Origin of the sequence: Dyadobacter sp. OTU695 (assembly GCF_038440355.1) — a bacterium.
Taxonomy (GTDB): Bacteria; Bacteroidota; Bacteroidia; order Cytophagales; family Spirosomataceae; genus Dyadobacter.
The window spans coordinates 204,405-216,684 of the sequence record NZ_JASATN010000002.1; the positions used below are offsets into that span (position 1 = coordinate 204,405).

Genomic DNA, 12,280 nt, shown 5'->3' on the forward strand with positions numbered 1-12,280 from the left:
GGTGCGTCTATAATTTGAGCAGCAAATGTGCAAGACCGAAATACACACCATAGCCGATAAGGTCATTGGCGGTAGTGATAAAGGGCCCGGATGCCACTGCGGGGTTAATACCGATCTTTTCGAGTAAAATAGGAGTTAGGGTCCCCATAAACGAGGCTAAAAAGACTACCGACATCAAAGCAATCGAAACGACCAGAGCGAGTTGCAGTTCATTTCCGATCAGAATATTAAACCCGAATACAATGGCGCTGATGATGATTCCGTTGATAAAGGCCACTGCGAACATTCTGATCAGACGTTGCCCTAGTGAAGTGTCAAGACCGGTTTTATCGGCCAGACCTTGAAGAATAATGGAAGACGTCTGAATACCTACATTTCCCCCGGTTGAACCAATAATAGGAATAAACGCGGCCATAGCCGGGATGATTTTAAGGTCTCCCTCAAAAAAGCTGATGAACTTTGCCGCAAGTATTCCGCCCATCATGCCCACAAGCAGCCAGGGAAGGCGGGCCTTGGTTTGTTGCCAGATGCTGTCGTCTTCCTCCACGTCACCGGTGATACCCGCCATTGCCAGTGTATCGGAGCTTGCCTGGTCGGTGATCACGTCCACAATATCATCGATTGTAATGCGGCCCAGCAGCTTTCCCTGGACATTCACAACCGGCAATGCGTCCAGGTCATAGCGCCGCATGAGCTCGGCCACTTCTTCGGCGGGCCGGTAGGTTTCCACAAAGATGACGTCCTTGTCATACAAAACCTCGATTTTGGTGTTCTTGTGGGCCAGAACGATCTTTTTCAGGGAGAGAATACCAAGGAGTTTCCCAAAATCGTCGACCACATATACAGCATATACTTTCTCGACGTCCTCTGCTTGTGTACGGAGCTCTTCAATGCATTGATTTACCGTCCAGTTCACGTTGGCTTTCACAAGCTCTTTCTGCATCAGACCACCGGCCACGTCCTCGTCGTAGTGCAGCAGATCGAGGATGAAGCGGGCCTGTTCACGGTCTTCGAGCAATGCGATCACTTCCTCGCGTACGCGAATGGGCTGCTCGTTAAGCAAATCCACGGCGTCATCCGAATCAAACAGGTTGACGAATTTGGAGACCTCCTCCGAGGTAAAGACCTTCAAAAAGTCACGGCGTTCGCCCCGGTCCATAGCGGCCAGGATTGCCGCGCCGGTTTCGATATTCAGCTGACTGATCAGGAATTTGGCGCTTTCTGTTTCCAGCTCGTACAAAAGGCTGGTAATGTCCGCGGGAAAAAGGTTCTCCATTTCTGACCTGATGGCCACAGAATCCTCTTTCTCAATTAGTTCCTGGATATGATCTACGTAGAGCTGGGTTAATTCGAACGTCATTGTAAATGAGCTTTTAGCGACTGGCGAAATGCTTTTAGCTGACTTAAATATACTGTTTCAGAGCAGGTTTAGTTCTTTTCCTGGGTATTTTGGGCAAGCAACGTCAAGGTAACGAACTCTTCGACGCTCAATTGTTCGGCCCGTTTGTTGAGAAGGGGATGATCCGGTATTTCGCCTACCGGTTTCAACGCATTGCGCAGGGTTTTGCGCCGCTGGTTAAAGGCCGTTTTCACCACTCTGAAAAATAATTTTTCATCGCAGGCCAGCGCGGTAACCCCGTTGCGGCGTAGCCTGATAACCCCTGATTGTACTTTCGGCGGCGGGTCGAATGCTCCGGGTGGTACTGAAACCAGGTAGTCGATATCGTAGAATGCCTGCAAAAGCACACTTAGTATTCCATAATCCTTGTTTCCAGGCGGCGAGGCGATACGCTGTGCTACTTCTTTTTGCAGCATACAAACGATTTCCGGAATGCGGTCACGTATTTGGAGCGCCCGGAAAAATATCTGCGAGGAAATATTGTAAGGGAAATTGCCGATGATCGCGAATTTGTCCGGAAAATATTCGCCCGGATTGAATTTCAGGAAGTCGCCGGCGATAATGCGCGGTGCAAGCTCGGGATAATGTTTTTCAAGATAGGTCACCGATTCGGTGTCGATCTCGATGACATAGGTATTGAAACTGGTTTTGGGCAAAAGAAATTGCGTAAGTACGCCCATACCCGGTCCGATTTCCAGGACACGTTCATAGCCACCGTGGCCGGAGAGTCCGTCGACGATGCGTTGGGCAATATTCAAATCTTTCAGAAAGTGCTGGCCCAGATGCTTTTTGGCCCGCACTTTGGAATCATCCGGTTTTTTATAATTCATTTTCACAAGCCAAAATTACGTCTTAATTCGTAGATTTATCGAATAAAGAATTGGAAGGAAACTTAAAAGTGCGATTGTACGGCACCCATGGAACTGATTTTATCCCAAACCGACTGGCAGACTATTCACCACACACTTCAGCATTTAAATCTGATTGGAATTACCTTTTCGCCCGACTTTATTATCCGCAGCATAAGCCCACATGCGCTCATCAAAACGGGCTGGCAAGAGTCGGATCTGGTGGGTTTCAGCATATTCGATAAGCTGATCCCCAGGGAAGAGGAGTACGAAGTGCGGCAGATGCTTGAAGAAGGTATCCAGGGCAAGCGTAAACTCGAACAGCGCGAGGTGCCCTTTCTGGCCCAGAAGGGAACGCTCAGGACCTTCTCGATCAATTCGGTGCTGATCCATCAGGAAAACCAGGAAGTGGAATGCATTACGCTTGTGGGTGACGACATTACCCGCCGACGCAGGATGGAATCGGCCATCGCCAAATCCAATTCCCAGTTGCAGGACCTGGTGGACAATACCAGTGACCTGATCCAACTGGTGGCCATCGACGGTAAATTCATATTTGTAAATAAAGCCTGGCGTGAGGTGCTCGGTTATGGTCTGGATGAGATCGCTTCCATGAGAATGGAGGACATTCTGCATCCGCAGCATAAGGAGGAGGCGCTTGAACAGCTGAAACGGATCGAGCAGGGCATTGCCAATCCGAGCTTTGAGGCGGTTTTTATGAACCGCGAGGGAAAAAAAGTATTTGTGGCAGGAAGCGTAAATTGCCGTTTCGATAATGGCAAACCGACTGCTTTCCGCTGTATTCTCAATGATTTTACAGAAAAAATAAGAGCGGAAAAAGCTCAGAACCTGTATTACAGCATTGCCAACTGGACGGTCAATACCCAAAATCTGGAAGAATTCTACCAGGGAATCCATGAAGAGCTGGGCAAGATCATTGATGTGCGCAACTTCTTTATCGCATTATATGATCCCAGCCAGAGCTACATTTACTTCCCTTATTATGTGGATCAGTATTTCAAAGGAAATGTAAGGTTTACCCGCAGAAAGCTCGGAAACGGGCTGACCGAATATGCGATTGCTTCCAACAAGCCATTGTTTCTCTCGGACAAGGACATCGAGCAGTTGGCCAAAACCAACAGCCTTTATTTGTACGGCGTCACACCGAAAGTGCTCCTGTGCGTGCCTTTGCGTATAGGCGACCGGGTGACAGGGATCATCGGGGTGAAATCCTATGACGATCCGAATATGTTCGATGCCCGTGATCTGGAACTGCTCGAATTTATATCCGGCCAGGTAGCGATGGCGATTGCGCGGAAACAGAGCGAGGAGGAATTAAGCAAGTATCTGGCCAGGTTGAACGCGATTTTCGATAGCAGCTCGCATTTGATATGGTCTGTAAACAAAGCGCTTCAACTTACCTCGTTTAACAGAAACTACGCAGACCTTATCCATAATCAGCTTGGCGTGCGGCCATCGCTGCAATCGAGCGCTGAGAAATTCGGCTGGCGGATGGTCGGCAACAGCAACCGCCGGACGCTTGAAACCAAATACCGGCAGGCACTTCGCGGCGAGCCGCAGTATTTCGAATTCAAGATCGACCGGAAAGATGCGGGCGAAATGTGGCTGGAATTTTACCTTAACCCGATTCATTATGCCGATGGGGTGATTGAGGAAGTGTCCGGTATTGCCCGTGACATTACGCGCCGCAAAGAAGCCGAACTTTCACTCAGGCACAGCGAAGAGCTTTTCAGGGGAATATTTGAAAACTTGCAGGACATTTATTGCCGTATTAACCGGCTGGGCGAGATCACCATGATCAGCCAATCGGTGCTGAAACGGCTAGGATATCTGCCCGAAGAGGTGATCGGCCATAAGATAACCGAGTTTTTCCCCGACAAAAAGCGTATCCATTCCGCATTGATACGGCTTCGGAAAACCAAAAGCCTGAGGAATTTTGAGATCACCATGTACCGCAAGGATGGGACCGAGCGTCAGTTCATGATCAATATGCTGATGTTTACCAATGACAAAGGCAAACCCACCGAAGTGGCCGTGCTGGCGCGCGACATCACAGAGCTCAAACGTAATGAGCTTGAACTGCTCAAATCCAAAGAGCACGCCGAACGTTCGCTGAAAGTAAAGGAAGGGTTTCTGGCCAATATGAGCCACGAAATCCGCACGCCAATGAACGGGGTGATCGGCATGATCGATCTGCTGGGCGAGACGCCGCTGAATCCCGAGCAAAAGGATTACGTGCTCACGATCAAGCGGTCATCGGAGACGCTGTTGAATATTCTCAACGACATTCTGGACCTTTCCAAAATCGAGGCCGGCAAAATGGAGCTGCACGAAGCGCCGATCGCGGTGGAGGAACTGCTGCTTAAACTGGTGTCGCTTTTCGGACAAACCGCCAAGAGCAAGGGCAATACGCTCACTTATCACATCGGGCCGGATATTCCCAAGTTCATCATCGCAGACCAGACAAGGCTCTTGCAGATCATGTCCAATCTGACCTCGAATGCGTTGAAATTCACCGAGAATGGTTCAGTGAAGGTGCTGTTGACATTGCTGAAAAAAGAAGGACTGTTTCACAAGATCAAAGTGGAGGTAGTGGATTCGGGCATCGGTATCAGCGCCACTGATAAACAGATCTTGTTTACATCATTTACTCAGCTGGATAATTCCTCACGTAAATCCTTTGGCGGAACAGGGCTGGGGCTGGCTATTTCCAAGCAGCTTTGCGCGTTGATGAACGGGGAGATCGGTGTCGAGTCTACGCTGGGAGAGGGTAGCACATTCTGGTTTACCTTTGAAACAAAGGAAACCTCTATCGCGCAGGTGAGCACCATTACCCAGTTGGAAGATACGCCGATCGAGGACGTGTTTGCCGATTACCACCCGTTGATCCTGCTGGTCGACGACAATGCGGTGAACCGGAAGGTAGCCAATGAAATCCTGAAAAAATCGGGTTGCCAGACCGATATGGCTGAAAGCGGTTTCAAGGCGATTGAAATGGTAGAGAAAAGGTACCATTCCGATTCGAAAGGGTACGATATCATTTTTATGGATATTCAAATGCCCGACATGGACGGCGTTGAAACGACACAGGAGCTGAAAAAGCGCTTCTCCAAAGGCCTTCCGCCGATTGTAGCAATGACGGCTTACTCGATGAAAGAGGACCGCGACCGGTTTATGAGCCAGGGAATGGACGATTATATTGCCAAACCGATACGCGCCCAGACGCTCGTGCAGAAGGTAAAGGAGCTGATGGGCAACATCGAAAACCGCAAGCTCGAACAAAAGCAAAAGGAAATCGCTCAGGAGGCGATGGTGCCGGTGCTCGACAAGGAAATTATCGAGCAGCTCAATGGCATCGGAGGCGCAGATCTGGTATGGTCGGTCTTCGAGGACTTTGTGACTGAATCCAATGAGCTGGTAGCCGGCGCGTTGGAAGCTTATAAAGCCGGTGATATCAAAACGGTAAAAAGCAACCTGCATACCCTGAAAGGAAGCGGAGGTACCGTAGGCGTCTCGCAGGTGGCCGAGATTGCAAGGGATGCCGAATGGCGCCTCAAATCCGACGATACGAGCACACTCGCAGAGGCACTGCCGGCATTGGAGAAAGCTTATGAAAGATTCCTGGCAAGTTATAAGGGATTACTGGGGGAATGGCTGAAATAGCGTACAAATACCGCTCGGACGGCAGCGCAAGCGCCTGCCTGTTCGTCGGTGAAAATGGCCTGTTGGTCTATTAAAATATCCGGTACTGTCGATTGTAAAGGTTTATTGCCGCAGCGCATTAAACTTTGGTAGGAAAGGGGGCTCTAACCTGCAATAAACCTTTACAAGTCATGAACAGATTTACATTCCTCGTCCTGTTACTTGCCGGTTTTGCCGCCCCGGCCTTGGCGCAAAATGCGCAGATTACCGGCACGGTCCTTGACAGTGTGAGCCGTCAGGCGGTGGTAGGCGCCTATGTGGCAGTGAGCCGCAACACCCCGGAGGCAAAGCCCGAATATGTGACGACGGATGTCAATGGCCGGTTCACTTTTACCGGTTTGAGCAAACAGGTTTCTTACCTGATCAAAGTCTCCTATTTAAGTTATAAAGACTTCACCAGGACGGTGACTGTCACCAAAGACATTGAAAACATCGGGACAATCACCCTAACCGAGGCAGTCGCTAACCTGAAAGAAGTGAAAGTCGTGGGGCAGGTCACTGCCATGGAACAGAAGGGAGATACTACGCAGTTCAATGCGGCCGCATTCAAAACCAACCGGGATGCGACCACCGAAGACCTCATCCAGAAAATGCCCGGCATTACCGTGGCGAACGGTACGGTTACGGCTCATGGCGAGACCGTTAATAAGGTTTTGGTAGATGGTAAGCCATTTTTTGGCGATGATGCCGCATTAACCCTTAAAAACCTTCCCGCAGAGGTCGTCGACAAGATCGAAGTGTTCGACAAACTCAGCGATCAGGCTCAATTCACCGGATTTGACGACGGTAATGCTCAAAAGACGATTAACATTGTCACCAAGGCTGACAAGCGTATGGGACAGTTCGGAAAGGTTTTCGCCGGATACGGGCTCGACGACCGCTATCAGGCGGGCGGAAATGTAAGCTTTTTCAAAGGCAACCAGCGTATATCCGTGATCGGATTGAGCAACAATATCAATAACCAGAATTTTTCCAACCAGGACCTTTTGGGCGTTTCCGGCGGTGGAGGCGGTAACCGCGGCGGGGGAGGCTCTGCCGGTAATTTTCTGGTCGGCAACCAGAGCGGGATTACCGGTACGAATTCGTTTGGTCTGAACTACTCCAACAAAATCGGCAAGAAGCTCGATGTCAGCGGCAGCTATTTCTTCAACAGAACCAGCAACAGTAATGTGCAGGGGACATCACAGGAGTACTTTCTGCAAGGCGCTGGCAGCAACCAGTTCTACAATGAAAACAGCCGTACAAACACGACCAATTCCAATCACCGCCTGAACTTTCGCATCGAATACAATATCGATCCCAAGAACTCATTGATCATTACCCCGCGCCTGAGCTTTCAGGACAACCATTCGGGAAGTGTGAAGGCGGGGCTGACGACGCTGGCATCCGACGGCAGCAAGGTCAACAGCTCGGACAACAGCCAGGGCAATGCCAACAAGGGATATAATTTCTCCAACGACATTTTGTTCCGGCACGCTTTCGAGAAAAAGGGCCGCACGGTTTCATTTAATTTTAATACCCAGGTCAATGACAAGAATGGCCGCCGCGATCTCTATTCAAGAAATACCTATTTCGATAACCTGGCATTGGGCGATACTGCCATGCGGGGCGATACGATCGATCAGCGAAGCTTTACGCATTCTGACGGTATCACCCTGGGCGGAAACCTGGTGTACACCGAGCCGATCAGTTCCACCGGACAGTTGCAGTTCAACTATGGGCTGACCGTGCAGAATAGCAATTCCAACAAGGATACCTATAATATGAGCTACGAAGAGGGCACTTATACGGACCTGGATTCGCTTCTAACCAATAATTTTGATAACCGCTATATTACAAACCGCGCGGGTTTGGGTTACCGCTACCGCAAAAACAGCTGGTCGGCCAATGTCGGTGTGGACTTTCAGAATACCGGCCTTTATAGTCAGCAGCTGGCGCCGGTCAACAACAAAGTCGATCAGTCGTTTACCAACATCTTGCCAAATGCAATGATCAACTACCGTTCGAAAGAAGGGGCTCAATTCCGGGCCTTTTTCCGCAGCTCGACCAACCAGCCATCGATCTCCCAATTGCAGAATGTGGTCGATAATAGCAATCCGTTGTCGCTCACGGCTGGTAACCCCGACTTGAAACAGGAATATCGCAATATGTTCAATGTCCGCTATTCACTGGCCGGGGCTAAAAGACCTTACAGTTTTAATGCGATGATTTTTGTGACCCAGACCAATAACGCGATCGTGAATTCGACCTACATCGCTCAAAAGCCCGAGACACTGCCCAATGGGTTGTTTCTGGAAAGAGGTGCTAAATTCACCGCGCCGATCAACGTAGACGGAAGCTGGAATGCCCGCTCGTTCATCGCTTACGGAAAGCCTGTTGCGCCCTTGAAGCTGAATCTGAACCTGACCACCGGCTTTAACTATGTACGCTCGCCTGGGATGATCAACAACGTGCCGAATTATTCGAATACCTATGCCGTTTCGCAGGGTTTGGTCATTAGCAGCAACATCAGCGAAAAGCTGGATTTCACCCTTTCCTATTCGGGCAACTACAACGTGGTGCGCAACAGTATCCAGCCCAACCTGAATAACAATTACTATACGCAAGGCATCACCGGACGTGTAAACTGGATATTCGGGAAAGGATTTGTACTGCAAAGTGACATCAACAACCAGTCGTATCGCGGGCTGGGCGCAGGTTATAATCAGAACTTTACGCTCTGGAATGCGAGCATCGGCAAGAAATTCCTGAAAAACAATGCAGGGGAGCTGAAACTGACCGTGTTCGACATTCTCAAACAGAATAACAGCATTACCCGTAACGTTACCGAGACTTACGTGCAGGATGTTACCAACAGGGTGCTTACCCAGTACGCTATGCTCACATTCACTTATACGCTGAGAAACTTTGGCAAGATGCCTGCCAACAACGAGGGCAATTACAGAAGACGTGATTTCGACTCAGGAGCGGGCTACCCCCGCGGTGGTGAGCGCGGACCTGGCGGCGCAGGCCGGGGTTTCAACGATTAGACTTTAAACCCTTCATCAGTGCCAAGAAAAATCCCGGGGCGTTCGGCTCCGGGATTCTCTTTGCATCCATGCTAAAATCTATTTTTTCTCAGGGAAGGGGATGATCAGCTTTTCACCTCTTTCGGAGAAATCACGGCTTTTGCCATTTGCCTTCATCAGCGCTTCCTTGGTCACGCCGTATTTGCTGGCCACCACGCGAAGTACATCGCCCGGGCCTACGGTATGAACCGCTTTTACCTGTATTTTCAGCTTGGTTGTGCCGGCTTTCACATCGGAAACGGAAGGATTCAGGCCCTTTAAAGTTTCTGTTTTCAGGTTATAGCGCGATGCAATGCTTGAAAAAGTCTCGCCGCCCTGAACGGTGTGCGTTATTTGTTCGCCTCCCAGGGAGGAAGCCGAAACAGTTGGCTTTTCCTCTTTTTTGGGCTCTTCGGTCTTCTCTTTAACCGGCTCGGGCTTGGTTTTTTCCTCTGGCTCCTCGGTAGGTACCGGCTCGTCGGTGATGGGTTCCGCTGCGCTTTCTTCCAGGGTCGAATCGACGACTACCGATGTTAGTTCCTCGGAGCTGGACGAACTGTCAGAAATATATTCGTAGCCCACATACAGCATTGCCAATACCAGCAAAACCAACACGAGCAATGTAACGATAGGCAGATTCGACTTTTCAGTGGGACGGATATTTCTTTTTTTCGGGAATTCGTCTTCCATAACCTGGCCGGATTCTATTTTTTAGTGGAGTTAATTTTCTACGAAAATAATAAAGACAACCTAGTTTCCAAGGTGATTTTTCAATTCCTCGTTCATGAGCGCAACTTTCTCTTTGAGGCTTTCTTTGAATGCATCTAGCCTATTTGCCAGGGCAGCGTCACTTGCTCCGATAATTTGGGCGGCCAGTATACCGGCATTTCTCGCCCCGTCCAGGGCCACAGTCGCCACCGGAACACCGGCCGGCATTTGAAGGATCGAAAGAACAGAATCCCAGCCGTCTATGGAATTGCTCGACAGCACGGGCACGCCGATCACCGGAAGGGAGGTCAGCGACGCGACCATTCCTGGCAGGTGCGCAGCCCCGCCTGCGCCGGCGATGATCACCTGCAACCCGCGGCTGCGCGCCGAGGCTGCGTATTCGAGCATACGCTCGGGTGTGCGGTGCGCCGATACGATCTCCATCTCATATGAAACGCCCAGTTCCGTCAATGCGTCTGCGGCTAGCTGCATGACCTTTCTGTCGGAAAGGCTGCCCATGATAATCCCTACCATTGGTATGTTTTACTTGGTTTGGTGACTGATTACTTTGATATTGTTTCTGACGAAATCCGCTTTCGCTTTCAGCGAGGCGATATCCGCGTCCATGATCGTGATGTGGCCCATTTTGCGAAAGGGCTTAGTCGTCGCTTTCCAGTAAAGGAACGGGAATACCTCCGGCGTGGCAAGCAGCTTTTCCATCCCTTCATAAATGGCAGGACCCTGGTAGCCATCTTCACCGAGCAGGTTCACCATCGCCGAGGGGCCGTACGCGTGCGTGCTGCCCAGCGGCAGGTTCAGAATGGCCCGCCAATGCTGTTCATATTGCGAGGTCACATTGGCTCTGATGGTGTGGTGGCCGCTGTTATGGGGCCTGGGCGCCACTTCATTGATCAGTATCTGGCCGTCGGCCGTAAGAAACAACTCTACCGCCAGCAGTCCTATGATCTGGAACGCCTCGGCCGTATCGCGGGCGATTTGCTGCGCTTTCGCATCGACTTCACCGCTGATTTCGGCCGGGGCAAACAGGTATTCTACCAGGTTGTGTTCGGGATGAAACACCATTTCCACCGTTGGGAAAGTCTGGATTTCGCCATTCGCGTTGCGGGCAACGATTACGGCAAGTTCTTTTTCGAACGCGACTGCTTTTTCCAACAGGCCCGGACTGTCGAATGCTTTGCCCAGGTCATCGGCCGAGCTCAGCCGCTGTACGCCGCGTCCGTCGTAACCGTCTTTGCCGAGTTTATGGAACGCGGGGAGAAATGAAACGTGTTTGGAAACATCCTCGCGGTTTTCTGTGAGGATAAATTCGGCGGTGGGAAGCTGCTTGTCGGCGTAGAACTGCTTTTGAATCCGCTTGTCTTGAATCTGACGGATCACCGACGGTTGAGGATAAACCTTTTTTCCTTCCTTTTCCAGCGCTTCCAGCGCCTCCACATTCACCTTCTCGATTTCAATGGTAATGATGTCAAGGTCCTTACCGAAGTGGTAGACAGTATCAAAATCTTGCAGGGAGCCCTGCGAGAAGTGGGGCGCTATTTTCCGGCACGGCGCTTCTGCGTCCGGATCAAGTACATGAATATCGAGGTTCCAATCCACGGCCGCTTGCAGGAGCATAAGGCCCAACTGCCCGCCACCTAGGATTCCAATTCGGGATGAAAGCATTTATTGAATGATATTTTCCCGCAAAATTGGTTTAAAAACGGGTGAGAAAAAAGCGATGTTCGGCAAATGTGGATCAGGAATGGTAAGGATGTCGGGTATTGCCACGCACGAAAAGGTCAGCAAGTCTTGTGTTGTCATTACGAAAATGCGGTTATTGTAATGCGTTCGACACTTTCAGCCCGGGAATCATTCTGAAATCTTTTAGATTCGCGGTCCGTAGTTCGAGATTGTAAATCATTGCAGTCGCCGCTATTAGAGCATCCGGAGCAGTTACTGAGTGTGACAACGCAAACTTGTGGCCAATATGCGTCGCCATTTGTGCGATGGCTTCATTCAACTCAAAGTGACTGAATCCATTCAACAAGCGCCTGATTTTTGCCAGCTCAGCTTTATTGAGACAGCCATTATAAAGTTCCAGCACGATAACGGTATTAACCGCGAAACCCGGCTTACCAGCACAGTCAATAACTCAATAGCCGATTGCTTTCACCTCAGATAATCAATGAGAATATTCGTATCCAGCAAGAGCATATTAACACCTGAAATCGCGACGGATTCTTTTTACATATTCGGCGGAATCCGAAACGTGTGAAAAAGGCTTCACATTAGGATATTTGCCATGGCTTCTTCTTCGGGTGTCAGTTCCTCACAGATGACACGGCTGTGTGCGACGGGATCGAGGCGCACGTAGGAAGCAAAGGGTTCGTTGAGCTGGGGAGCGAATGTTTCTTCAAGATCAGGATACGATACAGCCTGAATGGTATTGGTGTGCTTTTTGGCAGATTTATTTTGGGAAGGTGTTTTCATAGTGGTGTGCTTTTTTTGATTTCTACAAATTTACGCATTCACCTCCGGGCCGAAAAACCTTTAAA

The 12,280-nt window shown here is 50.0% G+C and carries 9 protein-coding genes; 2 read left to right on the top strand and 7 right to left on the bottom strand.

What is annotated here, in order from left to right; all coding sequences use genetic code 11:
* Positions 1-7: 7 nt before the first annotated feature.
* A complete protein-coding gene (gene mgtE / locus AAHB90_RS06640) occupies positions 8-1,360 on the bottom strand; it encodes a magnesium transporter (protein ID WP_342084155.1) in 1,353 nt (450 codons plus the stop codon).
* 68 nt (positions 1,361-1,428) lie between these two features.
* Positions 1,429-2,229 carry a 16S rRNA (adenine(1518)-N(6)/adenine(1519)-N(6))-dimethyltransferase RsmA gene (gene rsmA / locus AAHB90_RS06645; RefSeq protein WP_342084156.1) on the bottom strand — a complete coding sequence of 267 codons (801 nt, stop codon included), beginning with the start codon at positions 2,227-2,229 and terminating at the stop codon, positions 1,429-1,431.
* Between the two features lie 87 nt (positions 2,230-2,316).
* On the opposite strand from rsmA, the gene AAHB90_RS06650 reads away from it, so the two are divergent.
* Entirely contained in the window at positions 2,317-5,931 is a 3,615-nt protein-coding gene (locus tag AAHB90_RS06650; RefSeq protein ID WP_342084157.1) for a PAS domain S-box protein, read from the top strand.
* 170 nt (positions 5,932-6,101) lie between these two features.
* Entirely contained in the window at positions 6,102-8,999 is a 2,898-nt protein-coding gene (locus tag AAHB90_RS06655; RefSeq protein WP_342084158.1) for an outer membrane beta-barrel protein, read from the top strand.
* Positions 9,000-9,077: 78 nt separating this feature from the next.
* Here AAHB90_RS06655 and AAHB90_RS06660 read toward each other — a convergent pair whose 3' ends face one another.
* The 5 genes from AAHB90_RS06660 to AAHB90_RS06680 form a co-directional block, all read right to left on the bottom strand.
* Entirely contained in the window at positions 9,078-9,707 is a 630-nt protein-coding gene (locus AAHB90_RS06660) for a LysM peptidoglycan-binding domain-containing protein (RefSeq protein ID WP_342084159.1), read from the bottom strand.
* 60 nt (positions 9,708-9,767) lie between these two features.
* Positions 9,768-10,259: a 5-(carboxyamino)imidazole ribonucleotide mutase gene (gene purE / locus AAHB90_RS06665; RefSeq protein WP_342084160.1), complete on the bottom strand. Its 492-nt coding sequence runs from the start codon at positions 10,257-10,259 to the stop codon at positions 9,768-9,770.
* A 9-nt stretch (positions 10,260-10,268) separates the two neighbouring features.
* Positions 10,269-11,408 (bottom strand): 5-(carboxyamino)imidazole ribonucleotide synthase, encoded by a 1,140-nt coding sequence (locus AAHB90_RS06670; protein WP_342084161.1) that lies wholly within the window; start codon positions 11,406-11,408, stop codon positions 10,269-10,271.
* A 151-nt stretch (positions 11,409-11,559) separates the two neighbouring features.
* Complete coding sequence (locus AAHB90_RS06675; RefSeq protein ID WP_342084401.1) at positions 11,560-11,874, bottom strand: type II toxin-antitoxin system VapC family toxin; 315 nt, start codon at positions 11,872-11,874, stop codon at positions 11,560-11,562.
* A 134-nt stretch (positions 11,875-12,008) separates the two neighbouring features.
* The gene (locus AAHB90_RS06680) at positions 12,009-12,215 is read right to left on the bottom strand and encodes a hypothetical protein (protein WP_342084162.1); all 207 of its coding nucleotides are present in this window, start codon (positions 12,213-12,215) and stop codon (positions 12,009-12,011) included.
* Positions 12,216-12,280 lie beyond the last annotated feature (65 nt).

Coding starts and splice junctions, on each gene's coding strand:
- purE (WP_342084160.1), bottom strand. CDS start 10,259: ATGGTAGGGATTATCATGGGCAGCCTTTCCGACAGAAAGGTCATGCAG.
- AAHB90_RS06655 (WP_342084158.1), top strand. CDS start 6,102: ATGAACAGATTTACATTCCTCGTCCTGTTACTTGCCGGTTTTGCCGCC.
- mgtE (WP_342084155.1), bottom strand. CDS start 1,360: ATGACGTTCGAATTAACCCAGCTCTACGTAGATCATATCCAGGAACTA.
- rsmA (WP_342084156.1), bottom strand. CDS start 2,229: ATGAATTATAAAAAACCGGATGATTCCAAAGTGCGGGCCAAAAAGCAT.
- AAHB90_RS06650 (WP_342084157.1), top strand. CDS start 2,317: ATGGAACTGATTTTATCCCAAACCGACTGGCAGACTATTCACCACACA.
- AAHB90_RS06660 (WP_342084159.1), bottom strand. CDS start 9,707: ATGGAAGACGAATTCCCGAAAAAAAGAAATATCCGTCCCACTGAAAAG.
- AAHB90_RS06670 (WP_342084161.1), bottom strand. CDS start 11,408: ATGCTTTCATCCCGAATTGGAATCCTAGGTGGCGGGCAGTTGGGCCTT.
- AAHB90_RS06680 (WP_342084162.1), bottom strand. CDS start 12,215: ATGAAAACACCTTCCCAAAATAAATCTGCCAAAAAGCACACCAATACC.